This is a genomic window from Mesorhizobium ventifaucium, assembly GCF_935822925.1.
GTDB classification, from domain to species: Bacteria; Pseudomonadota; Alphaproteobacteria; order Rhizobiales; family Rhizobiaceae; genus Mesorhizobium; species Mesorhizobium ventifaucium.
Genome location: NZ_CAKXZS010000034.1, coordinates 269,888 through 294,017, shown reverse-complemented (window position 1 = coordinate 294,017; position 24,130 = coordinate 269,888). Strand labels below are relative to the sequence as shown.

The 24,130-nt window shown below is 64.1% G+C and carries 22 protein-coding genes; 12 read left to right on the top strand and 10 right to left on the bottom strand.

Annotated features, from left to right (window positions below; all coding sequences use genetic code 11):
* Window positions 1-148: 148 nt before the first annotated feature.
* Both NMG70_RS26875 and NMG70_RS26870 read left to right on the top strand, forming a co-directional pair.
* Window positions 149-895 carry a L,D-transpeptidase gene (locus NMG70_RS26875; protein ID WP_254027304.1) on the top strand — a complete coding sequence of 249 codons (747 nt, stop codon included), beginning with the start codon at window positions 149-151 and terminating at the stop codon, window positions 893-895.
* Between the two features lie 265 nt (window positions 896-1,160).
* Complete coding sequence (locus NMG70_RS26870; RefSeq protein ID WP_254027303.1) at window positions 1,161-2,081, top strand: bifunctional 5,10-methylenetetrahydrofolate dehydrogenase/5,10-methenyltetrahydrofolate cyclohydrolase; 921 nt, start codon at window positions 1,161-1,163, stop codon at window positions 2,079-2,081.
* Between the two features lie 12 nt (window positions 2,082-2,093).
* Here the strand turns inward: NMG70_RS26870 and glcF are convergent, their stop codons facing one another.
* From glcF to NMG70_RS26845, 5 genes are all read right to left on the bottom strand, one after another.
* Window positions 2,094-3,425 (bottom strand): glycolate oxidase subunit GlcF, encoded by a 1,332-nt coding sequence (gene glcF / locus NMG70_RS26865; RefSeq protein WP_254027302.1) that lies wholly within the window; start codon window positions 3,423-3,425, stop codon window positions 2,094-2,096.
* A gap of 9 nt (window positions 3,426-3,434) precedes the next feature.
* On the bottom strand, window positions 3,435-3,836 hold the full coding sequence (locus NMG70_RS26860; RefSeq protein WP_254027301.1) for a DUF4870 family protein: 402 nt from the start codon (window positions 3,834-3,836) through the stop codon (window positions 3,435-3,437).
* The gene (locus NMG70_RS26855) at window positions 3,833-5,089 is read right to left on the bottom strand and encodes an FAD-binding protein (RefSeq protein WP_254027300.1); all 1,257 of its coding nucleotides are present in this window, start codon (window positions 5,087-5,089) and stop codon (window positions 3,833-3,835) included. The genes NMG70_RS26860 and NMG70_RS26855 overlap by 4 nt, the downstream gene beginning before the upstream one ends.
* A gap of 240 nt (window positions 5,090-5,329) precedes the next feature.
* Window positions 5,330-6,826: an FAD-linked oxidase C-terminal domain-containing protein gene (locus NMG70_RS26850; protein WP_254027299.1), complete on the bottom strand. Its 1,497-nt coding sequence runs from the start codon at window positions 6,824-6,826 to the stop codon at window positions 5,330-5,332.
* A 214-nt stretch (window positions 6,827-7,040) separates the two neighbouring features.
* Complete coding sequence (locus NMG70_RS26845; RefSeq protein WP_254027298.1) at window positions 7,041-8,363, bottom strand: DUF3422 family protein; 1,323 nt, start codon at window positions 8,361-8,363, stop codon at window positions 7,041-7,043.
* 196 nt (window positions 8,364-8,559) lie between these two features.
* Here NMG70_RS26845 and NMG70_RS26840 point away from each other — a divergent pair, with 196 nt between their 5' ends.
* The 3 genes from NMG70_RS26840 to NMG70_RS26830 are packed head-to-tail and all read left to right on the top strand — an operon-like array spanning window position 8,560 to window position 11,357.
* Window positions 8,560-9,363, top strand: coding sequence for a FadR/GntR family transcriptional regulator (locus NMG70_RS26840; RefSeq protein WP_254027297.1), 804 nt, complete (start codon window positions 8,560-8,562; stop codon window positions 9,361-9,363).
* A gap of 55 nt (window positions 9,364-9,418) precedes the next feature.
* Window positions 9,419-10,555: an alpha-hydroxy acid oxidase gene (locus NMG70_RS26835; protein WP_254027296.1), complete on the top strand. Its 1,137-nt coding sequence runs from the start codon at window positions 9,419-9,421 to the stop codon at window positions 10,553-10,555.
* Between the two features lie 28 nt (window positions 10,556-10,583).
* Window positions 10,584-11,357, top strand: a complete 774-nt coding sequence (locus NMG70_RS26830; protein WP_254027364.1) for a metallophosphoesterase — start codon at window positions 10,584-10,586, stop codon at window positions 11,355-11,357.
* 26 nt (window positions 11,358-11,383) lie between these two features.
* Here the strand turns inward: NMG70_RS26830 and NMG70_RS32715 are convergent, their stop codons facing one another.
* Together NMG70_RS32715 and NMG70_RS26825 are read right to left on the bottom strand one after the other, a co-directional pair.
* Window positions 11,384-11,515 (bottom strand): hypothetical protein, encoded by a 132-nt coding sequence (locus NMG70_RS32715; protein ID WP_280951093.1) that lies wholly within the window; start codon window positions 11,513-11,515, stop codon window positions 11,384-11,386.
* Window positions 11,516-11,800: 285 nt separating this feature from the next.
* Window positions 11,801-12,499, bottom strand: coding sequence for a type 1 glutamine amidotransferase (locus NMG70_RS26825; protein WP_254027363.1), 699 nt, complete (start codon window positions 12,497-12,499; stop codon window positions 11,801-11,803).
* Between the two features lie 87 nt (window positions 12,500-12,586).
* Here NMG70_RS26825 and NMG70_RS26820 point away from each other — a divergent pair, with 87 nt between their 5' ends.
* The 4 genes from NMG70_RS26820 (at window position 12,587) to NMG70_RS26805 (ending at window position 16,566) form a co-directional block, all read left to right on the top strand.
* Complete coding sequence (locus NMG70_RS26820) at window positions 12,587-13,279, top strand: hypothetical protein (RefSeq protein ID WP_254027295.1); 693 nt, start codon at window positions 12,587-12,589, stop codon at window positions 13,277-13,279.
* A gap of 31 nt (window positions 13,280-13,310) precedes the next feature.
* The gene (locus tag NMG70_RS26815; protein WP_254027294.1) at window positions 13,311-14,045 is read left to right on the top strand and encodes a 16S rRNA (uracil(1498)-N(3))-methyltransferase; all 735 of its coding nucleotides are present in this window, start codon (window positions 13,311-13,313) and stop codon (window positions 14,043-14,045) included.
* Between the two features lie 149 nt (window positions 14,046-14,194).
* The gene (locus tag NMG70_RS26810; RefSeq protein ID WP_254019352.1) at window positions 14,195-15,568 is read left to right on the top strand and encodes a glutamate--cysteine ligase; all 1,374 of its coding nucleotides are present in this window, start codon (window positions 14,195-14,197) and stop codon (window positions 15,566-15,568) included.
* Between the two features lie 119 nt (window positions 15,569-15,687).
* A complete protein-coding gene (locus NMG70_RS26805) occupies window positions 15,688-16,566 on the top strand; it encodes a DUF937 domain-containing protein (protein WP_254027293.1) in 879 nt (292 codons plus the stop codon).
* Between the two features lie 166 nt (window positions 16,567-16,732).
* Here the strand turns inward: NMG70_RS26805 and NMG70_RS26800 are convergent, their stop codons facing one another.
* Window positions 16,733-16,957, bottom strand: a complete 225-nt coding sequence (locus NMG70_RS26800) for a DUF1127 domain-containing protein (RefSeq protein WP_254027292.1) — start codon at window positions 16,955-16,957, stop codon at window positions 16,733-16,735.
* A gap of 317 nt (window positions 16,958-17,274) precedes the next feature.
* Between NMG70_RS26800 and NMG70_RS26795 the strand changes: the two genes are divergently transcribed.
* Window positions 17,275-18,225, top strand: coding sequence for a LysR substrate-binding domain-containing protein (locus NMG70_RS26795; protein WP_254027291.1), 951 nt, complete (start codon window positions 17,275-17,277; stop codon window positions 18,223-18,225).
* 3 nt (window positions 18,226-18,228) lie between these two features.
* Here the strand turns inward: NMG70_RS26795 and NMG70_RS26790 are convergent, their stop codons facing one another.
* Window positions 18,229-20,442, bottom strand: coding sequence for a putative bifunctional diguanylate cyclase/phosphodiesterase (locus tag NMG70_RS26790; protein ID WP_254027290.1), 2,214 nt, complete (start codon window positions 20,440-20,442; stop codon window positions 18,229-18,231).
* Between the two features lie 115 nt (window positions 20,443-20,557).
* On the opposite strand from NMG70_RS26790, the gene xseA reads away from it, so the two are divergent.
* Both xseA and NMG70_RS26780 read left to right on the top strand, forming a co-directional pair.
* Window positions 20,558-22,123: an exodeoxyribonuclease VII large subunit gene (gene xseA, locus NMG70_RS26785; RefSeq protein WP_254027289.1), complete on the top strand. Its 1,566-nt coding sequence runs from the start codon at window positions 20,558-20,560 to the stop codon at window positions 22,121-22,123.
* Window positions 22,124-22,132: 9 nt separating this feature from the next.
* Window positions 22,133-23,266 (top strand): DmpA family aminopeptidase, encoded by a 1,134-nt coding sequence (locus NMG70_RS26780; RefSeq protein ID WP_254027362.1) that lies wholly within the window; start codon window positions 22,133-22,135, stop codon window positions 23,264-23,266.
* A gap of 92 nt (window positions 23,267-23,358) precedes the next feature.
* Here NMG70_RS26780 and NMG70_RS26775 read toward each other — a convergent pair whose 3' ends face one another.
* Complete coding sequence (locus tag NMG70_RS26775; RefSeq protein ID WP_254027288.1) at window positions 23,359-23,598, bottom strand: DUF768 domain-containing protein; 240 nt, start codon at window positions 23,596-23,598, stop codon at window positions 23,359-23,361.
* Window positions 23,599-24,130: the final 532 nt, after the last annotated feature.

Below are 24,130 nucleotides of genomic sequence, written 5' to 3'. Positions count from 1 at the left end.
AACCGGCCGGTAACCACACCGAAAGGTTTACTGACAATGCAGCATTTTACGCATTCCGATTCACGTTTCGGTTGCCGCTCCGCGTTCAATGTCCGCGCAATCGGGGACGCTTTTGCCCCGGCGTGTTCGACGATCAAGGTGCGTTCCGATGAAGACATTTTTGTTCCCGCTGCTTGGCGCCGCAGCCGTGCTGGCCACTGCCGCTACATCCTCCAGCGCCAATGACCGTTATGCAGACAGGCCGCCGGTGATGGTCAGTCCCGACCTTTCGGCGCCCTGGGTGCTGCAGCTTGGCCGCGCGCCGGGCATCGTCCGCCAGAACCGGCAAGAGATGCAAAAGCCGCAGCGCCGTTCTCAACGGCAGGCGCAACCGGCTCAGCTGCACACGGCCGCGATGCAGGCGCCGGCCAAGAAGCGCTTGGTCGCACGGCCGCAAATCAACCCGATCTATCTACCGCAGGAAGTCACCTATGACGGTCCGGAGAAACCGGGCACGATCGTCATCGATACGCGGGAGAATTTCCTCTATCTGGTTGAGAGCAACGGCAAGGCGCGGCGCTATGGCGTCGGCACCGGCAAGCCGGGCTTCGAATGGGCCGGCAAGCACAAGATCTCGCAGAAGAAGGTCTGGCCCGAATGGCGGCCGCCGGCGGTGATGATTTCGCGTGAGGCCGCCAAAGGCCGTTATCTGCCGACCTATGTCGCTGGCGGCGTCGAGAACCCGCTCGGCGCGCGCGCGCTTTATCTCGGCTCGACGCTCTACCGCATCCACGGCACCAACCAGCCATGGACGATCGGCGGCGCCGTGTCGTCGGGCTGCATTCGCATGCGCAACGAGGACGTCGTCGACCTCTATGAGCGCGTCGATGTTGGCGCGACGGTTGTGGTGATGTAATCTGCGGTTGATTTTGTTGCCGAGTCTGTCCAGAAGACTCTGGATCATCGGAATACGGGGGACGGGCCGTGTGGGGATACGGTCAATCACGAAAGGGCAGCGCGGCAAACCGTGCTGCCCTTTCTGTTTCCAGGACGCGATAGGATAGTTTGGCAGGGTCGGGTGGTACGTCGCGCCCGCGGCATGGCGGTTCGCATTCTCGCTGCCATTCTCCTCGGTATTTTGCTATGTCGGCTGAAACGTTTCCTGACAAAGGCCCATCTCAATGTCCCTGTCCGATGACAGCCGCTATCTCCGGGGCGGCCCGGTTGCCGAACGCATCATCGCCTCGGTGCGTGAAGATGCGGCGATCGCCACCGCCGAAGGTTTTCCGCCCAAACTGATATCGATCACCGTCGGCGACACCGCTGCAGTCGATGTCTATGTGCGCAACCAGCGCGCCAAGGCGGCATTGGCCGGTATCGGCTTCGAGGAAAGGCGGTTCGCCGCCGATATTACCGCCGGCGAACTCGAAGCGGCGATCCATGGCCTGAACGCCGATCCGCGCGTCACCGGCATCATCATCCAGCGGCCGGTGCCGGTGCATATCCCGATCAAGACGCTGCAGGCAGCAGTGCATCCGCTCAAGGATGTCGAGGGCATGCATCCGACCTCGATCGGCAACATCGTCTACAACCAGCTCGACCTCGCACCCTGCACGGCGGCCGCCTCGGTCGAACTGCTCAAGGAGACAGGTCTCGATCTCAAGGGGCTCGAGGTAGTCATCGTCGGCCATTCCGAGATCGTCGGCAAGCCGATCGCCTTCCTGCTGATGAGCGAGGGCGCGACGGTGACGGTGTGCCATCACATGACGCGCTCGGTGGCAGCGCATGCGCGCCGCGCCGATGCGCTGTTCGTCGCCGTCGGCAAGCCGCGGCTGATCAAGGCCGACATGGTCAAGCCCGGTGCGGCCGTCATCGACATCGGCATCAATGCCGAGATCGGACCGGACGGGGAGAGCCGTATCGTCGGCGACGTCGACGCCGAGAGCGTCAGGCATGTGGCGTCCTGGATCACGCCGGTGCCCGGCGGCGTCGGCCCGATCACCGTGGCGATTCTTTTGCGCAACACGATGGTGGCGCTCAGCCGCCAGCGCGCGCGTTACCAGGCTACTTACGGCGTGGTGGACAAGCTCGCGGCGGAGTAGGCAGGCAGCGCCTCACTCCGCAGCCACGACTGCCCCGCCGTCCGGAACGCCCTCCGGCTGCGGCCCACCATAGGCCCAGTCGAGCAGCTTTATCGTGTGCACCACCGGCATCTTCGCGGCGGACGCAATCTGGGTGATGCAGCCGATGTTGCCGGTGGCGACGATTTCAGCACCGGTTGCCTCGATACTCCTGACTTTGCGGTCTCGCAGTTGAGCCGAAATCTCGGATTGCAGGATGTTGTAGGTGCCGGCCGAGCCGCAGCACAAATGCCCCTCGCGCGGCTCGCGCACGACGAAGCCGGCCCTTGCCAGAAGCTCCTTCGGCTGGCGGGTGATTTTCTGGCCGTGCTGCATCGAGCAGGCGGAGTGATAGGCGACGATGGTGCCGGGCTGGCGCACCGGCTCGGGCAGCTCGAGTTCCACCAGATATTCGGTGATGTCCCTGGCCAGCGCCGACACCCGCGCCGCCTTGTCGGCATAGGCGGGATCGAGGCGCAGCATGAAACCATAATCCTTGATGGTGGTGCCGCAGCCCGACGCGGTGATGACGATGGCGTCCAGGCCGCCTTGCTCGATGGCGCGCGTCCAGGCGTCGACATTGCGCCTGGCCGAGGCAAGCGCTGCCGCCTCGCGGCCCATATGATGTACCAGCGCGCCGCAGCAGCCCTCGCCCTCGGGAACTACGACCTCGACGCCCAGCCGCGTCAGCAGCGCGATCGTCGTGTCGTTGATGGCGGGATCGAGCACGGACTGCGCGCAGCCGGTGAGGATGGCGACGCGGCCTTTTTTCCTCGTGCCCTGCCCGGCATGGATGCCCGGGGAAGCCATTGGCGAGGCCGCGGGAACCGACGCCGGGGCGAGCTTGAGCATCGCGCCCAGCGGCTTCAGCGCCGGGATCTTTTCCAACAGACCGGCGAATGGCTGCGCGAGCCTCGCCAGCTTGAGCGCAGCGCGAAACCGCGAGGGATAAGGCAGGACCAAGGCCAGCATGGCGCGCGTCAGCCGATCAGGCAGCGGCCGCCTGTAGGTTTCCTCGATATGGGCGCGGGCATGGTCGACCAGATGCATGTAGTTGACGCCAGACGGGCAGGTGGTCATGCAGGCGAGGCAGGACAGGCAGCGGTCGATATGAGTGACGATCTCCTTGTCGGCGGGGCGGCCGTTCTCCAGCATGTCCTTGATCAGATAGATCCGCCCGCGCGGCGAATCCAGCTCGTTGCCTAATGTCACATAGGTCGGACAGGTGGCCGTGCAGAAGCCGCAATGCACGCATTTGCGCAGGATCTTTTCCGATTCCGCGACATGCGGATCGGCAAGCTGGGCAGCTGAGAAATTGGTCTGCACGCAAAAAACCTATAATCCGAGGAACCAGCTTTCCGGGTCTTTGACCGGCTCGCCACGCTGCAGCGCCTGCAGGCCGAGAATGCAGCGGGCGATGAACCACACGGCGACGGCGAACATCAGCACGAAGCCTATCGCCACCATCATCAGCCCAGCCGAGATCAGCGCATAGAGCAGACCGATCCAGAAGGTGCGGATCAGGAATGTGTAGTGGCTCTCGACGAAGCCGCCAGCCTTGCCGCGGTTGATATAGGCCAGAACGATGCCGACAATACCGGTGACGCCGATGACGAGGCTGGCGAGATAAAGGATGTAGATGACCAGTGCGTTGGTCGAACCCGGCTCCAGCCAGCGGTCGGTCTGGCGCGGTGCGGGCCTATTTGAATCAACCGGGCCTGGATTGGTGTCGCTCATGATGCTGCTCCCTCAGTTGCCGGGCCAAGAGTAGCAGAGCCTGCAGCCGGCGCCATACGGCCGGGATTGAGGATATTCTTCGGATCGAATTCGGCTTTGAGCCTGGCCGACAATGCTGCCAGCTGCGGCGCCTGCGGCTCGAACACCGGCACAGCGGCGCGATGCGAAGGGGCGGCGCGCACCAGCGTCGCATGACCGCCGCCATACTGTCGCACCAGTCCGCGCAAAAGATCGGCTTCGGGATCGCCTTGCTCCATGCGCAGCCAGATCAGTCCGCCCTGCCAGTCATAGAAGGCATCGACGGCCGCCTGCATGCGCAACGCCAGCAGCATCTGGTGACCTTGCGCAGGCGCCATCGACACGCGCCACACCGGCTTTTCAAGGCCGTCGGCAAACGGCGCGCAATCTCTGATATCGCGCCAGACGGAAAGCGAGATCTCGCCCGAAATTTCCTCGAGCGGGCCGGCATTTCCGAGCAGGTCTTTCAGCGCGGCGATGCGGTAGGCGACCGACGGGCCGAACCCCTCGACGCGCAGCAATGTCGCGGCAGTGCTGCCGAGACTGCCGCCGGCGACCCGTGCGGCGACGCGTTCGGGAAGATGGGCCGCACTCGACACTTCGGCGCTGGAGCCGAGCGCCAGCGCCATGGCGGCGGCGGCATGATCGTCGAGCAGGCCGCGCAGGGCGAGCGTGACTTCGGTTTCGGCAGCGGGAAGCACCTTGAAGGTGACGTCGGTGAGGACGGCAAGCGTGCCCCAGCTGTTGGCCATGAGCTTGGACAGGTCGTAGCCGGTGACGTTCTTGACCACGCGGCCGCCCGACTTGAAGGCCTCGCCGCGACCCGAAACCGCCGCTATGCCAAGAATATGATCGCGCGCCGCCCCGGCCCTCAGCCGACGCGGACCGCAAAGATTCGCGGCCAGCACGCCGCCGATCGTGCCTTTTCCCTTCTCGCCGCCGAGCAGCGGGCCATAATCCAGCGGTTCGAAGGCCAGCTGCTGGCCATTCTCGGCAAGTAATTTTTCGATCTCGGCCAGCGGCGTGCCGGCCTTTGCCGACAGCACCAGTTCGGCCGGCTCGTAGAGCGTGACACCGGACAGTTTCGACAGATCGAGCGTGTGCTCGGTCTGCAGCGGACGGCCGATACCGCGCTTCGAGCCGTGGCCGAGGATTTCAAGCGGCGACTCTTCAGCCGCGGCCCATTGGACGGTGGCGAGGGTTTCGGCGGCGGTGGCGGGGGTGAAGGTGGTCATGGCGACATAACCACCTCGAAGGACGATAAGTCGAGTTCTGTCGCACCCCCCTCTGTCCTGCCGGACATCTCCCCCACAAGGGGGGAGATTGGCAGCTTCGTGGACGGCACTCGTCCTGCAACGTTGGCGATTGGCGAAAGCGAAAATGACGGCCAATCTCCCCCCTCATGGGGGAGATGTCCGGCAGGACAGAGGGGGGCGCGAAGGATCGCGGCGTTAGTGAGGCGAGCCCCGATCACTTCAAAACCTCGGAATGTCCGGAAACGCCGTCTGGCCGCGATGCACGTGCATGCGTCCGAGCTCGGCGCAGCGGCGCAGCTGCGGAAACACCTTGCCCGGGTTGAGCAGATGGTTGGGGTCGAAAGCGCATTTGACCCGCATCTGCTGGTCGAGGTCGATCTGGTTGAACATTTCCGGCATCAGGTCGCGCTTCTCGACGCCGACGCCGTGCTCGCCGGTCAGCACGCCGCCGACCTTGACGCAAAGCCGCAGGATGTCGGCGCCGAAACTTTCCGCATTGTCGAGCTCGCCCGGCACGTTGGCGTCATAGAGGATCAGCGGATGCAGATTGCCGTCGCCGGCATGGAAAACATTGGCGACGCCGAGCCCGTATTTTTCGGAAAGTTCGCGCATGCCGTGCAGGACGCGCGGCAGTTCCTTGCGCGGGATGGTGCCGTCCATGCAGTAATAGTCTGGCGAGATGCGACCGACCGCCGGAAAGGCCGCCTTGCGGCCGGCCCAGAAACTCAGCCGCTCCTGCTCCGATTGCGAGATGCGGCACGTGGTCGAGCCGTTCCTATAGGCGATTGCCTCAACCAGGCCGATCAAATGGTCGACCTCGACGCCCGGCCCGTCGAGCTCGACGATCAGCAGCGCCTCGACGTCCAAGGGATAGCCGGCATGGACGAAATCCTCGGCCGCATGGATCGCCGGGCGGTCCATCATCTCCATGCCGCCCGGGATGATGCCGGCGCCGATGATGTCGGCAACGCATTGGCCGCCCTGCTCGCTGGTCGGGAAACCGATCAGCAGCGCGCGCGCCGTCTCCGGCTTCTTCAGGATGCGCACGATGACCTCGGTGACGACGCCGAGCAGCCCTTCGGAACCGGTCATCACCCCGAGCAGGTCGTAGCCTTCCGCGTCGAGATGCTTGCCGCCGAGCCGCACCACCTCGCCGTTCATCAGCACCATCTCGATACCGAGCACATTGTTGGCGGTAAGACCGTATTTCAGGCAATGCACGCCGCCGGAATTCTCCGCGACGTTGCCGCCAATCGAGCAGGCGATCTGGGAGGATGGATCGGGCGCGTAATAAAAGCCCTCCTGCTCGACGGCGGTAGTGATGCCGAGATTGGTGACGCCCGGCTGGGCGACGACGATGCGGTTGGGAAAATCGATCTCGAGAATGCGGTTGAACCTGCTCATCACCAGCAGCACGGCGTCTTCGAGCGGCAGCGCGCCGCCGGACAGCGAGGTGCCGGAGCCGCGCGGCACGACGCGAATGTTGCGGTCGTTGCAATATTTCAGCACGCGCGAGACCTGCGCCACCGTTTCTGGCAGCACCACGACCAGCGGCAACTGCCGATAGGCGGTGAGGCCGTCGCTCTCGAAGGCGCGCATTGCGTTGGCAGCGTCGACGACGCCCTCGCCCGGCACGATGATGCGCATATCGGCGACGATCTCGTCGCGCCGGCGCATCGTGGCGTCGTCTGGCTTCGGCATCAGCAGGCCGGACATCAACAGTCTCCTTCGATCGACTGGTAAAAATCTTTTACCAGCGGTAGGCGCTTGTTGCAAATCCTGCTTTGGCCGAAATCGGAAGCCGATACCGGTACGGACTTGTGCGGGTCGGCGAGAGGGAAGCGCTTTATGAGCACCCCCACCCCGTCTCACGATCTTCGCTACGCTGCGATCATGAGCCGACCCTCCCCACATGGGGCAGGGTAAGGTTTTACTCGCTCGCCTGCCTGGCGGGTTCGGAGTGCAGGCGGCGCACTCGGCGCACGCCCCACCAGACCAGCAGGATGGCGAGCGGCACCGAGGCGGCGGTGACGACCTCGGGCGCGAAGGCACGGCCGAAGATCGAGGCGCCCTTGGCGACGTAGCCGATGAGGCCGACGACGTAGTAGGAGACGGCCGCGACCGAGAGACCCTCCACCGTCTGCTGCAGCCGCAATTGCAGACGGGCGCGGTTGTTCATCGACGCCAGCAGATCGCGGTTCTGCTTCTCGACCTCGACGTCAACCCAGGTGCGCAGCAGCGTGGTGGCGCGGGTGAGCTTGGTCGACAGATTGGCCTGACGCTCCTCGACCGAACGGCAGGTGCGCATGGCGGGGGCAACGCGGCGCTGCAGGAAGCCGCCCCAGGTGTCGTAGCCGGGCACCGCCTCTTCCTCCAGGGCCTCCAGCCGTTCGCGGACGATGCCGTCATAGGCGCGGCTGGCGCCGAAGCGATAGAGGCTGGAGGCTGCATCGGCCTCCAACTCGGCGGCAAGCTCGGTCAGATCGGCAAGCAGCGTCTGGTTGTCGCGGGTTTCGGCGACCTTCATTTCCAGCGTGGTCTGCGCCAGCCTGTCTTCGATCCGGCGGGCGCGACCGGACAGCATCAGCGCCAGCGGCAGGCCAAGCATGGCCAGCGTGCGGTAGGTTTCGATATCGATCAGCCGTTGCGCCAGCGCGCCGGTGCGTGCCGGCGTCAGGCCGCGGTCGAGCACCAACATGCGGGTCATGCCGTCACCGTCCTGGCGAAAATCGGTGACGATGGCGGCGTTGCCGCGCTCGACCAGCGAATAGCACAGGCTGGTCGGGTCGAAGCCGGCGATCAGCCTTTCGCTCGCCTGCGTCCATTTGCGGATTTCGAGCCTGATGCCGGAAATCACCGTTCCCGGCGGCGAAAAGCCGTTGCCGAAAGGCGAACCTTCCTGGCGCTGGCCGCTCTCGGAGAGTGGTCCTTCCCATAGATAGGTGGAGAATTCCGTATGCCGTTCCCAGCGCAGCGAGCCATTGCCCCACTTCATCGCGTGGTGGCGGGCATGAGGGTCAGGCGCGGCGATGCCGAGGCGCCGCGACAATTCGGAAAGCACCGCCTGGTCGACGCCGGACCCAGCTTCGGTCATGAACGAAAGCTGCACCAGCACGCGCGGTTTCTCGACCAGCGGATGCGGACGGGCGTGAACCTCGCCGAGCGCGCCAGGCCGTCCCTCATGCGCGGGAAAGCCCATGACGCTGCCCTCGACGCGCGGCTGGAATTCGAGATTGGACGGGTCATCTGCCACGGCTGGTCCCCCGGGCCTGGTGCACTCGCGTCCCTCTAGAGCCAATTGCCGGGGCACGCAAACGACAAATTAGCCGAAAGCGATATGCCGGGACGACGTCGGACCCGGCCAAGCGGGCGAACTGGATAAATAATTTGACCAGTTGCCGACACTGGCTTTATCCTGCGCGACACCGGTTCAATCCCAGGCATCTCCGTTGAGCGACATTTTCTCCAGGATCGAGCATTCCCGCACCGCCGACGAGGTGGTGCAGCAGATCGAGAGCCTGATCCTCGAAGGCGTTCTGCGCACCGGCGACAGGCTACCGGGCGAGCGGGAGCTGGCACGCCGGTTCGAGGTGTCGCGGCCGATCCTGCGCGACGCGCTGAAGGCGCTGGAAGGACGCGGGCTGCTGACGACGCGGCCCGGCGGCGGCACCCATGTCGCCGACGTCATCGGCCAGCTGTTCACCAAGCCGGTGACGGACTTGATCTCCATGCACCGCAAGGCGGCGACCGACTATCTGGAATACCGCCGCGAGATCGAAGCGGTGGCGGCCGAGTACGCGGCGCGGCGCGCCACATCCGACGATCTGGCGTTGCTCGACCGCATCATGGCGCGCATGGACGAGGCGCACCGGACCAGCAACTTCGACGACGAGGCGGAAATCGACGTCGAGTTCCACCACGCGATCTGCGAATGCGCGCACAACATCATCCTCCTGCACACGCTGCGCTCGTGCTACCGGCTGCTGTCGGAGGGCGTCTTCCAGAACCGGCTCCTGGTGTTCAACGTGCCGGGCGCGCGCGAAGCGCTGCTCTCGCAGCACCGGGCGATCTACGAAGCAGTCAAGGCCGGCGATCCGGCGGCCGCGCGGCAGGCGGCGATGGACCACATTACCCATGTCGAACGCACCATGGCGGAGGCCGAGCGCAGCGGCGACTGGCAACGCGTGTCGCGGCTGCGGCTGATGCAGCGCTCCGAAGCCGGCGACAGCGAGCCGGCAAGAAAACGCTTTTGAGCACCGGCCAACACAATCAACGACGACGAATTAGCTGATAACCAGCGGGAAGCCCATGAGCATGATCCTCACCATCGCCGATCTCAAGGACCTGGCGCGCCGCCGCGTGCCGAAGATGTTCTTCGACTATGCTGATTCCGGTGGATGGACCGAAAGCACCTACCGGGCCAACGAGGAGGATTTCCACAAGATCAAGTTCCGCCAGCGCGTACTGGTCGACATGAGCAACCGCTCGCTGGAATCGACCATGATCGGCGAGAAGGTGGCGATGCCGGTGGCGCTGGCGCCGACCGGCATGACCGGCATGCAGCACCCCGACGGCGAGATGCTGGCGGCGCAGGCGGCGGAGGAATTCGGCGTGCCGTTCACGCTGTCGACGATGAGCATCTGCTCGATCGAGGATGTCGCCTCCGTGACCAAGAAGCCGTTCTGGTTCCAGCTCTATGTGCTGCGCGACAAGGATTTCGTCCTCAGTCTCATCGACAGGGCGAAGGCGGCGAAGTGCTCGGCGCTGGTGCTGACGCTCGACCTGCAGATCCTCGGCCAGCGCCACAAGGACATCCGCAACGGACTTTCGGCGCCGCCGCGCTTCACGCCGAAGCATGTCTGGCAGGTGGCGACCAGGCCGGGCTGGTGCATTGGCATGGCAGGCACCAAACGCCGGACCTTTCGCAACATTGTCGGCCACGCCAAGGGCGTCGGCGACCTCACCTCGCTGTCGTCGTGGACGACGGAGCAATTCGATCCGCATCTGTCGTGGAAGGACGTCGCCTGGATCAAGGAGCGCTGGGGCGGCAAGCTGATCCTGAAGGGCATCCTCGACAAGGAGGACGCGCTGATGGCGGCCAAGACCGGCGCCGACGCGATCATCGTCTCCAATCATGGCGGACGCCAGCTCGACGGCGCGCCGTCGTCAATCTCAGTGCTGGAAGAGATTGCCGATGCGGTCGGCGACACGATCGAAGTGCATATGGATGGCGGCATCCGCTCTGGCCAGGACGTGCTGAAGGCGCTGTGTCTCGGCGCCAAGGGCACCTATATCGGCCGGCCTTTCCTCTACGGCCTCGGCGCACTCGGCAAGGATGGGGTTACCAAAGCCTTGGAAATCATCCGCAAAGAGATGGACATAACGCTGGCACTGTGCGGAAAGCGTCTGGTAACCGAGATGGGCAAGGATCAGCTTCGGCGTTAATGACGGCATGATCACGGAGATGGACGCTTTGACTGCCCCCGGCATCCACTTCCTCGACGCGCGCGGACCGGAAGGCATGCGCATCTATGCGGTCGGCGACGTGCATGGCCGGCTCGACCTGCTCGCCGCCATGTACCGCCGGATCGCGGCCGAGATCCGCCAGGCGCGGCCGGTCGACTGGCGGATCATCCATCTCGGCGACTATGTCGACCGCGGCCCGGACTCCAAGGGCGTTCTCGATTTCCTGACCGAAGTGCGAAAACGCGACCCGCGCAACCTGATGCTCGCCGGCAACCACGACATCGGCTTCCTCGACTTCCTCGATGCCCCCGATGCAGACGGGCTTTTCATGCGCTATGGCGGCATCCAGACCGCGCAATCCTATGGCGTGGTGCTCAATGAAGGCGGCGGCGCATGGTTTGGCAGGTCCGAGGCGGCGCTGCGGCAAGGCCATGCAGCACTTGTCGAGGCGGTGCCGAAAAGCCATATCGAGTTCCTGCAGTCGCTGCCGTTTTCACTGACGTTCGGCGACTTCTTCTTCTGCCATGCCGGCATCCGGCCAGGCATTGCGCTGGAAAGTCAGAGCGCGCAGGACCTGACCTGGATCCGCGATGTCTTCCACAATCATTCCGGCCTGCATCCAAAAATCGTGGTGCATGGCCACACGCCGGTGCCGGAGGCGGAAGTGATGGTCAACCGCGTCAATATCGACACGCTCGCCTACCAGACGGGAAACCTCAGCGCGCTCGTCGTCGACGGAACGGACAAGCGTATCCTGGTGGTGTCAGGTGAGAGGGCTTAAAGCGCGTCCCGTTTCAAGTCTTTGCCTTAGCGAAGCGCGGCGGTGACACCGTAGCCGTCGACGGCGTTGTGGTTGTTGGCTGCGTCGCCGGCATAGGTGCCGAGGCCGCACAAGACGATGGCCGACAACATAACAAAGGACAGAAGCGCTGCTTTCACGGACGTCATCTCTTGTTGAGCTTTCTGCATCTGTGCACGAGGCTGGTTACGAATGGGTTGAAACGGAAAATGCGTCTCAAAGTTTCGACGATTTCGCTGCTTTTAGGCATGTTCTGTATCGGCGATGTGTCGCGCGAGTGACCCAAAAGGTTCATCGCGTTGCACGGACGATGCAGAGCGGGTGCCTTCTAGGGTGGCGGGCGGCCACAAGCCAAGGACGAAACATGCTGTCCACAGCGGATTTTTACCGGCGTGCCAAAAATGCAACGTCGGTACTGACTGCCGTCAGACCGTCGCCACCCAGGCGCGGGCGATGGCCAGCCCGGCGGCATCGGCATCCGCCCCGTGGCGGGCGATTTCGTCGTCGAGCCGGTCGCCCCAGTCCGGGTGCCGTTCGGCGATAAGCGATGCGAAGGATGTGCTCCAGTCGCGGACCATCGGCCGGTCCGCCTCGAAATGGAACTGAAAGCCATAGACGGCGCGGCCGATGCGAAAGGCCTGGTTCTCGGCGACTTCGTTGCCGGCAAGCCGCACGGCGTTTTCGGGCAAGACAAAAGTGTCGTCGTGCCACTCGAAGATGGGGAAATGTTCGGGCAGCGCGCCGAGCACCGGATCGGCCTTCGCCGCCGGCGTGAGCGAGACCTTGTGCCAGCCGAATTCCGAGGCGCCGCCGATCCGGTTCTCGCCGCCGAAGGCGCGCGCGACCAGTTGGCTGCCAAGGCAGATACCGAGCACGGCGCGATCCTTGCCGGCGAAATCGCGCGTCAGGTCGAGCAACTCAGGAAAATACGGACAAATCTCGTCGTCCAGCGCATTCTGGGCGCCGCCGAGCACAACCATGGCGGCGTGCGCATCGCTGTCGTGCGGCAGCATCTCGCCACAATAGGGCCGGCGCAGATCGATATCGGCGCCCGCCTCGACAAGCGCCGCGCCGATCTGGCCAAGGCCCTCACTGTCGAAATTCTGGACCACCAGCACCCGCATCGAAAAACCTGCTGACATGAAAACGATGCGACGAGCGATATCATGCCGCCGTCATTCCGGCCAAGAGACGTATTCGGGGAGAAAACTATGCCACTGCAGAATCGGGTCGACCCGTTCGGCGCCATCCACGCGGTGCCGGAGCGCGGCCTGTTCATGGGCAATCGCGGCATCATCCATGACCCCGAAACGAAGACGCTGCTGAAAAAGCGCTGGGCGCTGCAGGCCTGGATCATCTGCGTCTGCGAATTCCGCGATGTGCGGCGTGAGCCGATGGGCCGCAACAGGCAAAGCGACGACCAGTCAGGTGGCAAGCAGTCGGGTGGCAAGGCCGGCTGGACCGAATTGTTTTTCCTGGACGAGCTGACCGCGCTCGCGGCCGGGCATCGGCCCTGCTTCTTCTGCCGCCGCGAGCGGGCCAAGGATTTCGTCCGGCGCTTCGGCATTGCCTTCGGCATTGCCGAGCCGCGCGCACCGCAGGTCGACAAGCGGCTGCATACGGAGCGGCTGGCGTCGGGCGGGCAGGCGCCGGTATTATCCACAGGAGACCTTGCCGAGTTGCCGGACGGCGCCATGGTTGCGGACGGCGGCAATGCCTATGCGATGCGTGGCGGCAAGGCACTGCGCTGGTCGTTCGCAGGTTACGGCGGTGGTGTGGGGGTCGATCCGGTCGGGTTCGGCGGTTTCGCCGGCCGTCGAATCCGCCTGCTTACGCCGGCGACCACCGTTGCCGTGCTGAGGCAAGGCTACGAACCGGTCTGGCATCCCTCGGCCGAGACTTGACGCCAAGAGCCGGCTCGCCCATTCCTCGGCGATGCGCGCCAATTACAAGATGCAACGGCTATTCGTGCCGGACCACCTCGGACCGGATATCGAGTTCAAGGCGAGCCCGCAGCAGGGCCACTACCTGATGCATGTGCTGCGGCTCGGCGAAGGCGCGGAAATCCTGGTGTTCAACGGCCGCGACGGCGAATGGTCGGCGGCAATCGCCGCCACATCCAAGAAGGCGGCACGGCTGAAGGTGCTGGCCTTGCAGCGGCCGCAGCCGCCGCTGCCCGATCTCGTCTACTGCTTTGCGCCGATAAAGCAGGGGCGGCTCGATTATCTGGTGCAGAAGGCGGTCGAGATGGGCGCCGGCGTCCTGCAGCCGGTTGTTACCCAGCACACGCAAGTGGCAAAGCCCGGCATCGAACGCCTGCGCGCCAATGTCGTCGAGGCCGCCGAACAATGCGGCATCCTGGCGGTGCCGGAGGTGCGCGAAGCGGAAAAATTCGACCGCCTGCTGGCCGGCTGGGACAAGGAGCGGCGGTTGATCTTCTGCGACGAGGATGCTTCCACGAACAATCCGCTGCCGGCGCTGCAGGCGGTGCGGGAGAAGAGGCTCGGGCTGCTGGTCGGGCCCGAGGGCGGGTTTTCCGACGAGGAACGAAGGATGCTGAGGACGCTGCCTTTCGTCACCGCCATTCCGCTCGGTCCGCGCATCCTGCGCGCCGATACGGCTGCGGTGGCGGCACTGGCGGTGATACAGGCCACAATCGGGGATTGGTGAGGCTCTTTCCTTACCCCCTTGTGGGAGAAGGAAGATGCAGCGTCAATCAATTCCAGTTACCCTGTGGCTCAGGATTTTTCGCTTGATCGCCTACTGACATTTCGTCCATCTAGCGCCGGCGGTCGCCCGACCGCTGCAGAGGACTTGTTATGGCGCGCGACACAACCGATTTCCGGCCGATCGAAGGCGTCGACGAGCTTGTCGAGCACCTGGCTGAAGGCAACAAACCGCGCGACAAATGGCGCATCGGCACCGAACACGAGAAATTCCCGTTCTATGTCGACGGCAATGCGCCGGTCCCCTATGGCGGCGAGCACGGCATCCGCGCCATTCTCGAAGGCATGCAGGAAAAACTCGGCTGGGATCCGATCATGGATGCTGGCCGCATCATCGGCCTGGTCGAGCCGACCGGCCGGGGCGCGATTTCGCTGGAACCAGGCGGCCAGTTCGAACTGTCCGGCGCGCCGCTGGAGACGATCCACCAGACTTGCCGCGAGGGCAATGCGCATCTGGCGCAGGTGCGCGAGATCGCCGAGCCGATGGGCATCCGCTTCCTCGGCCTCGGCGGCAGCCCGAAATGGTCATTGGCCGAGACGCCGAAAATGCCAAAGTCGCGCTACGAGATCATGACGCGCTATATGCCCAAGGTCGGCACCAAGGGCCTCGACATGATGTACCGCACCTGCACCATTCAGGTGAATCTCGACTTCGAGAGCGAGGCCGACATGCGCCGCAAGATGCAGGTGTCGCTGAAACTGCAGCCGCTGTCGACGGCGCTGTTCGCCAACTCGCCGTTCACCGAAGGCCGGCCCAACGGATTTCAGAGCTGGCGCGGCGACATCTGGCGCGACACCGACAACCAGCGCTCGGGCCTGCTCGACTTCTGCTTCTCGCCCGATTTCGGCTTCGCTGATTATGTCGAATGGGCGCTCGACGTGCCGATGTACTTCGTTATCCGCGACGGCCACTACCACGACATGACGCACGTTACTTTCCGCCAGTTCATGGCCGGTGCGGCCCGCAACGAGATTTCTGACGGGCTGCCGACGATGGGCGATTGGGCGAACCATTTGTCAACGCTGTTCCCCGACGTGCGACTGAAGCGTTTCCTTGAAATGCGCGGCGCCGATGGCGGACCGTGGCGGCGCATCTGCGCGCTGCCGGCCTTCTGGGTCGGGCTGCTCTATGACGCGGCGGCGCTCGACGCGGCCGAGGCGCTGACCTCAAGCTGGAGCTATGAAGAAGTGCTGGCGATGCGCAACGCCGTGCCGGAACAAGGCATTTCGGCGCCGTTCCGCAACACGACACTGCGCGAGATCGCCCGCGACGTGCTCGTCATCTCGCGCATGGGGCTGAAGAACCGCGGCCGCAAGAACCGCGACGGCTACGACGAAACTTCGTTCCTCAGCACGCTGGACGAAGTCGTCGCGCGCGGCACCACCAGCGCCGAGGAGTTGCTCTCCGCCTATCATACGCGCTGGGGCGGCTCGATCGAGCCGGTGTTCATGGAGTATGCGTATTAGCCGTTTGCTATCGGCTTGGCCGACAGCTCAGGAAAAAAGCGCTTTCCGAAAATCGATTCCGATTTTCGGGCCGATGCGATAGGCTCGCTCCTACGAGGATTTCCCGGAGGAGAAAACCAATGCCTTCCTTGTTCGACATTCTGGCGCAGGCGCAGAACGGTAACGGCATGCAGGCCCTGGCCCAACAGTTCGGGCTTTCGCAGCAGCAAGCACAATCGGCGGTCGAGGCGCTGCTGCCGGCCTTTTCACAGGGGCTGAAGCGCAGCACCTCCGACCCTTACGGGCTCGGCGCGTTCATGACGGCAATGGCCAGCGGCCAGCACGCCAAATATTTCGAGGACGCAGGCCGGGCCTTCTCGCCGCAGGGCGTCGATGAAGGCAACGGCATTCTTGGCCATTTGTTCGGCTCAAAAGAGCTGTCCCGCGCCGTTGCCAGCCAAGCTGCGCAGGCGAGCGGCGTCAGCCAGCAGATCTTGCAGCAGATGCTGCCGGTCGTGGCTTCGATGATGATGGGCGGCCTGTTCAAGCAGACCACAAATCAGATGCAGGCAGCAGGCGGATTCGGCGGCGGCAGCAATCCGCTCGGCGAGATCATCGAGCAGATGATGCGGCAGGCCGGCGGCGCACAGGCGCCGGCACCACAGCAGCACCAGGCTCCGCAGCCCGGCCCGATGGACAATCCGTTCGGCAAGGTGCTGCAGGACATGTTCGGCGGCGCGCAGCAGCCGCAGCAGGCGCCCAATCCCTATGGCGACAATCCGCTCGGCAAGGTGCTGCAGGACATGTTCGGCGGTGGTGCGCAGCAGCCGCAGCCGCGTCAGGCGCCACAGCAGCGCGAAGCGCCGCAGCCGCAGACCAATCCGAGCGGCAGGCCACGCAATCCGTTCGACGATTTGTTCGGCAAGATGTTCGAGGCGGGCGCGCAGCAGCGTGACGATTACCAGAAGGGCATGGAATCGATCTTCGATCAGTTCAAGCGAGGCATGGATCGGCGCTAAACCGACGAGGCGGCCGCAACTTGACCTGAGCGCCGCCCAAAGAAAAATGCCCGATCCTTGGGAGGACCGGGCAGTGTGCAGGCGGGCCGGCGGGGAAACCGGCAGGGAGTGGGAGCCTGCGAAATCCTATAGCGCCGCGCGCGCCAAGGGCGCGCCACCCGCGCGATCAGGTCACCTTGCGTGCAATATCCTCGATCGTGTCTGTGCGATCAGCCGCGATAAGGCGTAGCCTCTCGGTTGGATCGCGGCCAAACGGCACGTCGATGGCGACGTGGAGATCGGCCCGCGTCAAGCCGATGTCGGCAAGTTCGGCGTCCGACATCTCGCCAAGGCGATAGAAGGCGCGGCGGTTTTTCCAGGCGCGATATACGTTGGAGATGGTGTTGACCACGCGCGTCGCAATAGCCGGACGCGACGTGATGCGCGAAGTCTCGGTGGCGAAATCAACGTAGCCATGTCAGTCTCCTTCATTCAGACGGGCGAAGACAGGTGATCGGCGCTGGCGACAGCGGCCCTTCCAGTCCCGATCCACTTAAAGATGCATGTCGTTGCCCTAAAATCGGTGACCACCTCGGCGATCCCGAGGGCAAACTTTTAGGCGACAGGCATTGCCTTCATGTGGACAATGGAGAATTTGCCACCGTTGGATTGATTTATCCAACGAATGTTTCTAATCTTTAGCATCAACATCAGTGATGGATTGGACCGATGAAAGCGCCACTCGATCTCGATCAATTGCACACCTTCGTCTCAATCGTTGACACCGGCAGCTTCACCCGCGCGGCGGAAGCGGTGCATCGGACCCAGTCGGCGGTGTCCATGCAGATGCGCCGGCTGGAGGAACGGATCGGCAAGCCGCTGTTCGAAAAGGACGGGCGCACCAACAGGTTGACCGAGGAAGGCGACAGGCTGCTCTCCTACGCAAGACGGTTACTGTTCCTCAATCGGGAAACGCTGGCCGCCTTCGACGACCGGCGGCTCGAAGGCACAATCCGCATCGGCACGCCGGACGACTATGCCGACCGCTTCCTGCCCGAGATCATGGCCCGCTTCGCCCGTTCCAATCCACGCGTCGAACTGACCGTCATCTGCGAGCCGACGCCGGGGCTGGTCGAGCACATCAAGCGCGGCAATCTCGATCTGGCGCTAGTGACGCATAGTGACGCGCACGGCCAGTCGGAAGTGGTGCGGCGCGAACCGCTGCTGTGGGTGACGTCGGCCAACCATGCGACGCATGAACAGGAAGTTCTGCCGATGGCCTTCGGCCGGCCGAACTGCATCTGGCGGCGGGCCGCGGTCGACGTGCTCGACCGGCAGAACCGCGATTACCGCATCCTGTTCACCAGCTTCTCGGCAACCGTCATCACCGCCGCGGTGCTTTCCGGCCTGGCGATCTCGGTGCTGCCGGAATGCGCGCTACGCCCCGGCATGCGGGTGTTGGGCGATGCCGACGGGTTCGGCGCCCTGCCCGATTGCCGCATCGGCATCATGCGCGGCCAGACGTCGCGGCCGGAGATCGTCGACGCGCTGGCCCGTCACATTTCGGAAAGCCTCGACAATATTTCCGTGCCGCTCGGCGAAGAGACGGGAAGCTTCGACTTCGCAGCCTTTTCGAAGATGAAGCGGACCAAGCCGAACCAGATCGTGCCGGGCTGGTAAGGATCAGGCGGAAACTGCTGCCGGCGTGCTGTCTTTGCCAGGCAAAAGGCCGGCCAGGCGCAACAATTGCGCCGGCTCCAGCGGCAGCGACAGCAGATGGCCTTGAAACTCTCGGCAGCCCATGGCGACGAGCAGCGCCTTTTGCTCCTCGGTCTCCACGCCTTCCGCAGTGACGCCGACGTTAAGAGCGTCGGCAAGATCGACCAGTGCCCTGACGATCGCCTCCGAACTCTCGTCGCGGCCGAGGAGGTTCACGAAGGAGCGGTCGATCTTGAGCTTGTCGATGGCGTGGCGGCGCAAATAGTTCAGCGACGAATAGCCGGTGCCGGAATCGTCGAGCACTATGGCGATCCCCGACCGGCGCAAGGCAGCCAGCGCCGCCCTGGTCGTATCGTTGTTGTCCAACAGCACGCCCTCGGTGATCTCGAGCTGCAGGCGCCCCGGCGCCAATCCGGTCTCCGCGAGAACCGCCGCAAGCTGCTCGGCGAAACCGGCGTCGCGCAGTTGCAGCGGCGACACGTTGACGGCCACCCAGGGCAATTCGGTGCCGACAGCGAAGCGGCAAGCCTCTCGCAGCACCCATTTGCCAAGCTGGCCGATCATGCCACGTTCTTCGGCGATGGCGATGAATTGTGCTGGCGGCAAGCCACCATGGACCTCATGTCCCCAGCGGATCAGCGCCTCGGCACCGAGGATCGTGCTGCCGTCCGCCGCAAAGATCGGCTGATACGCCAGCTTGATCCCAGTTCCGCCATTCAGGGCATGCCGGAGTTCGCTCTCAACCTGGCGCTTGCGCAACAGGAGGTCGTCCATGTCGCCGGCAAAGACCTGGTAACGGCCGCGGCCGTTCTTCTTGGCTTCGTAAAGCGCGATATCGGCCTTGCGCAGCAAGTCGTCCGCATCGGCATCGGGACCGGTCGACAATGCTATGCCGATGCTGGCGCTGACAAAAACCTGGTCGTCGGCCAGCTTGAACGGCTCCTGCAGCTTTTGAAGCAGACCCTCCGAAACATCTTCGGCGCCTCGGATGTCGTTAACATCGATGAGGATCATGGCGAATTCATCGCCGCCGAGCCGTGCCACCGTGTCGACCTCCCGGATTGCCTGCTGGAGCCTCGCGGCGGTCTGGCGGACAAGCTCGTCGCCGGCAGGATGGCCAAGCGTGTCGTTGACGTGCTTGAAACGGTCGAGGTCGAGATAAATCAGTGCCACTTTGGCTGTTTCGTGACTGGCCGTGAGCAAAGCGCGCCGGAGCCGGTCCTCGAACAGCGCCCGGTTGGGAAGGCCGGTAAGCGTGTCGTGGAAGGCGAGATACTGCGCCTCGGCCTGACTGGTCTGCAGCGCCGACGATGCACGGCGGAGGCGGCGCAGCAGGAACGCCAGGACACCTGCCGCGAGCAGCGCGCCACCGATCAGGGCCGGGCCTGCCTCGCGCACCAGCGCGCTGCCGGGCCGCTCCTGATTCCAGCCGGCATAAGCCAGGATGACGCCGCGTGAGTCGGCCAGCGGAATGGCAGCCTCCCCGACCGGCTGCGACAACGGCAGCAGGCGCGCGCCCGCCAACAGATATTGCCCGGCGATCTTGGCCAGCAGCGCGTCGGTGATGAAGTCCACCGAGATATGAAGGTATTCGCTGCCAGGCGCCTGGATGACGCGGTCGGAACTCGGTAGCAGCGGCATGATGCTGAGGATGGCAGGTTTTCCGCCAAGCTCCACCAGATCCCCTGCGGCCAATTTGACCGGACCGTCGGCCTGGTTTTCTTGCGCCGGCTCACGGATCAACCGGCGCACCCTTTCGACTGTGGGCAACAGAACCGGTTCATCCTCGCGGTAACTCGCCGGCGCCAGCACGTTTCCTTCACGCATCGCATGGATCGGACGATCGGCGGCATCCAGTACATAGACCCGATCATGCCCATAGTAGGAATACATCCAGACGCTGATGTTATCGATCATCCAGGCCACGTTGCCGGCCTTGGCATTGATGACGGAATCGTCCCAGATGGCGATGCTTTCCTGCTCGCGATCCACCGCCGCGATCCGGTCCCGCATGCCGTTGGCGAAAAGGATTTTCTGCCGCTCGAGGGAGACGCTATCGGCCTGCACAGTGGCGTAAAAGCCAAAGCCGACGACCATAGCCAGCGCGAAAATGGCAAGCGCCATCACCGTCAGCGTGACCTGAAACGTTAATGGGCTGCGTTGAAGGCGACGGCTCATGCGTCCTGGCCACTCTCTTTTCCGCACAGTCATCAGATCCGGTTAAGATCGGGTTATGACGTCGGCTATGAGCGACGGCCTTGACGCCGGCCAACAACCGCCCCCCAATCGGCCAATGAGCGACGCAGCATCCGAATCACGTACCAACGCCACCGAATACACGGTCAGCGAGATTTCCGGCGCGCTGAAGCGCACGGTCGAGGACGTCTTCGGCAATGTGCGGGTGCGCGGCGAAATATCAGGCTATCGCGGACCGCACTCCTCCGGCCATGCCTATTTCTGCCTCAAGGACGACCGTGCACGGCTCGACGCCGTGGTCTGGAAGACCACGATGGGCCGGCTGAAATTCCGCCCCGAAGAAGGCATGGAGGTGATCGCCACCGGCCGGCTCACCACCTATCCCGGAAAGTCCACCTACCAGATCGTCATCGACAATCTGGAGCCGGCCGGCGCCGGGGCGCTGATGGCACTGCTGGAAGAGCGCAAGCGCCGGCTGCAGGCCGAAGGCCTGTTCGATGCCGGCCGCAAGCGCTTGCTGCCGTTCATGCCGCGCGTCATCGGCGTCGTCACCTCGCCGACAGGCTCTGTCATCCGCGACATTATCCACCGGATCAAGGACCGGTTTCCGCTGCATGTGCTGGTCTGGCCGGTGCGGGTGCAGGGCGAAACGGCAGGCGCCGAAGTGACCGCCGCCGTCAACGGCTTCAACACGCTGGCGCTGGATGGCGCCATTCCGCAGCCCGACCTGCTGATCGTGGCGCGCGGCGGCGGCAGCCTCGAGGATCTTTGGGGGTTCAATGACGAGGCGCTGGCCCGCGCCGTCGCCGCCTCGCGCATTCCGGTGATCTCCGCCGTCGGCCATGAAACGGACTGGACGCTGATCGACCTGGCGGCGGATGTGCGAGCGCCGACACCGACGGGTGCCGCCGAAATCGCCGTGCCCGTGCGCGCCGACCTCGAAGTGACGCTTGCCGGTCTTGGCGCGCGGCTCAAGGCCGCGGTGTCACGCAATTTCGAGCGCAAGCGCCAGGCGGTGCGTGCCGCCGCCCGGGCGCTGCCCTCGCCTGACCAGTTGCTGGCGCTGCCGCGCCGGCGCTTCGACGAGGCGACGAGCCGGCTTGGCCGGGCGCTGTCCGTCAGCGTCCAGCGCAAGCGAGCCAGGCTTCAGGCGCAGCGGCTGACGCCGGCCACTCTGTCGCGCCGCATGAACGAGGCCCGCACGCTGGCCGGCCGCGACCTCGCCCGTGCGCAAGCGGCGTTCTTCGCCATCGTGCGCGAGCGGCGAACGCGGTTGTCGCGAACCGCGGCGCGGCTGTCGCCCGCGCCGATCGCAAGGCGGCAGAAATTGCAGGCAGATACTTTGGCGGCGCTGTCGCGGCGACAGGACCGGCTGATTTCGGTGCGGCTCGAACGCTTGCGCGGGAAACTGACCCAGGCCGACCGGCTGCTGGCGACGCTGTCGCACAAGGCGGTGCTGGCGCGAGGCTTCGCCTTGGTGAAAGACGCCGACGGCGCGGTGATCAAGCAAGCGGCGGAAGTGGTGCCAGGTATGGCACTTTCGCTGGAGTTCGCCGACGGAACCGCCGATGCGGTTGCGACCAGCGGTGCGGCACGGCCGAAAACAATTGCAAAGCCGGGCGCCAAAACCAAGGAGCCCGGCAACCAAGGCTCGCTGTTTTGAGTGCCCATGATTTCCGACAATCCACATCACCAGACGACGCCTTCCGGCAAGCCGCGCGCGCGAGCCTTCGGCATTAGTTTTGACGGCACACCCGGACCGTTCAACGCCATCACCGATGTGGCTGGCGTTGCAATCGGTTATTCGACGCTGATTTCGGGCGAAGGTGCGCTGGTGGTCGGCAAGGGCCCGGTGCGCACCGGCGTGACCGCCATCCTGCCCAGACCGCGCGCCGAACTGGCCACGCCAGTGTTTGCCGGCATTTTCAGCCAGAACGGCAATGGCGAATTGACCGGCTCGCACATCATCGAAGAAATCGGTGCCTTCAATTTTCCGATCACCATCACTAACACGCATTCCTGCGGCGTTTCACGCGACGGAACACTGCGCTGGATGCAGCGCGTCCTGCCGGCCGCGCTCGACAGCGGCTGGGGCCTGCCGGTGGCGGCGGAAACCTATGACGGCTTCCTGAACGACATCAACGGCCACCATCTCAGGTTCGAGCATGTCGCCGCGGCACTCGATGGCGCGATCGGCGGATCGATCGAGGAAGGCAGCGTCGGCGGCGGCACCGGCATGATCGCCTTCGGTTTCAAGGCAGGCTCCGGCACGGCATCGCGCATCGTCGAATGGCACGGCCGGCGCTACACGGTCGGCGCGTTCGTGCAGGCGAATTTCGGCAAGCGGAGCAATTTTATCATTCGCGGCTTGCGCGCCGGGCCAGATCTCGTGGAACCGGCGATCCGCGAAAGCACGCCGCGCGCCGAGAAAGGTTCGATCATTGGGGTCGTCGCCACCGATGCGCCATTGCTGCCGCATCAGATGAAGCGGCTGGCGCGCCGGGCGCCGCTCGGCGTCGCCATGACCGGCGGCTTCGGCTATCATAGCTCGGGCGATATTTTCCTCGCCTTTTCGACCGCCAACCGCGAGACGGCGCTGGCGCCGTCAGGCCGCATCGCCAGCGCCGATTTTATCCCGGATACCGACATCGATCCGTTCTTCGACGCCGTGATCGAAAGTGTGGAGGAAGCGATCTTCAATGCGCTGGTCGCCAATGACGACATGACCGGGCGCGACGGCAATTTCGTGCCGGCGCTGCCGAAGGCATGGCTCAAGGGCAAATTCGGTGCAAGTCAGGAGCCATAAGGCTGCGTGGCGCGTCACACGCATCGCATAGGGCTTAGGATTGGCTGAGACTGCAAATAGTAGCCTCCCGGCCGTCGGCCGGGTTCGGCATTTCACTCGGCAGACGAATTCGTTCCTTCCTCAGCCGCCTCTTCCAGCTTCGTTGCGATAAGCTCCTCGATATCGCCGACCTCTTCCTGGATATCCTCCAGCGGTATGCCGGCCTCAGCCGCCTTGGCGGCGCATTCCCTGGCGAGGGTTTCGGCCTGCTTCTCGATCCTGTCCGGCGAGGACTGGCAGTGGACCTTTTCGCCGATCCACTCCTGCAAGAACTCGATCGCGTGTTCGCTCATGCTGCTGTTCCCTGGCGACTGCGCCGGTTGGTAATCATAAACGCCGGCATCCCCGAAAAGATGCACGCTCCTATTCCAACCGAGTCGTCGTCACCCGGCAAGCCGATCTTGCCCAAGCTCCACAGGGCTGACGGGCATCGAAGGTTCAAGGAGCACATTCTAATTCTTGAGGAGATTCTATTTTCCTGAAGAGACTGGCACCGTTGGCTGGGATCATGTCCCGGATCGCGCCTTTGTTTCTACTTGTTATTTTCCGGTATTCCAGTCAATTTGTATGACAAAAAGTGTCACATACGTGGCACGTCTGGGGCGCCATTCGCTGCGCGACCCAGGGTACACGGCCAAAGCCGCCGCTATATAGTGACATGCTCAGGCAATGTCGACTCTGCTCGCCATCCTGCTTCTTTCCGCCGCGCCGAGCGTATCTGGATGGCACGTGGTCATCATCAGGCGAGCATAGTTCGCCGGAAATCGGGCGGGCGCATTGAGATGCCGAGCGGCTAGGCGCGGGATGACTTTAAGCTGAGTCGAG

Excerpts from the sequence above, each read along its gene's own strand:
- NMG70_RS26875 (WP_254027304.1), top strand. The coding sequence starts at position 149 with ATGAAGACATTTTTGTTCCCGCTGCTTGGCGCCGCAGCCGTGCTGGCC.
- NMG70_RS26870 (WP_254027303.1), top strand. The coding sequence starts at position 1,161 with ATGTCCCTGTCCGATGACAGCCGCTATCTCCGGGGCGGCCCGGTTGCC.
- NMG70_RS26860 (WP_254027301.1), bottom strand. The coding sequence starts at position 3,836 with ATGAGCGACACCAATCCAGGCCCGGTTGATTCAAATAGGCCCGCACCG.
- NMG70_RS26855 (WP_254027300.1), bottom strand. The coding sequence starts at position 5,089 with ATGACCACCTTCACCCCCGCCACCGCCGCCGAAACCCTCGCCACCGTC.
- NMG70_RS26850 (WP_254027299.1), bottom strand. The coding sequence starts at position 6,826 with ATGTCCGGCCTGCTGATGCCGAAGCCAGACGACGCCACGATGCGCCGG.
- NMG70_RS26835 (WP_254027296.1), top strand. The coding sequence starts at position 9,419 with ATGAGCATGATCCTCACCATCGCCGATCTCAAGGACCTGGCGCGCCGC.
- NMG70_RS26825 (WP_254027363.1), bottom strand. The coding sequence starts at position 12,499 with ATGCGGGTGCTGGTGGTCCAGAATTTCGACAGTGAGGGCCTTGGCCAG.
- NMG70_RS26820 (WP_254027295.1), top strand. The coding sequence starts at position 12,587 with ATGCCACTGCAGAATCGGGTCGACCCGTTCGGCGCCATCCACGCGGTG.
- NMG70_RS26815 (WP_254027294.1), top strand. The coding sequence starts at position 13,311 with ATGCGCGCCAATTACAAGATGCAACGGCTATTCGTGCCGGACCACCTC.
- NMG70_RS26810 (WP_254019352.1), top strand. The coding sequence starts at position 14,195 with ATGGCGCGCGACACAACCGATTTCCGGCCGATCGAAGGCGTCGACGAG.
- NMG70_RS26805 (WP_254027293.1), top strand. The coding sequence starts at position 15,688 with ATGCCTTCCTTGTTCGACATTCTGGCGCAGGCGCAGAACGGTAACGGC.
- NMG70_RS26795 (WP_254027291.1), top strand. The coding sequence starts at position 17,275 with ATGAAAGCGCCACTCGATCTCGATCAATTGCACACCTTCGTCTCAATC.
- NMG70_RS26790 (WP_254027290.1), bottom strand. The coding sequence starts at position 20,442 with ATGAGCCGTCGCCTTCAACGCAGCCCATTAACGTTTCAGGTCACGCTG.
- xseA (WP_254027289.1), top strand. The coding sequence starts at position 20,558 with ATGAGCGACGCAGCATCCGAATCACGTACCAACGCCACCGAATACACG.
- NMG70_RS26775 (WP_254027288.1), bottom strand. The coding sequence starts at position 23,598 with ATGAGCGAACACGCGATCGAGTTCTTGCAGGAGTGGATCGGCGAAAAG.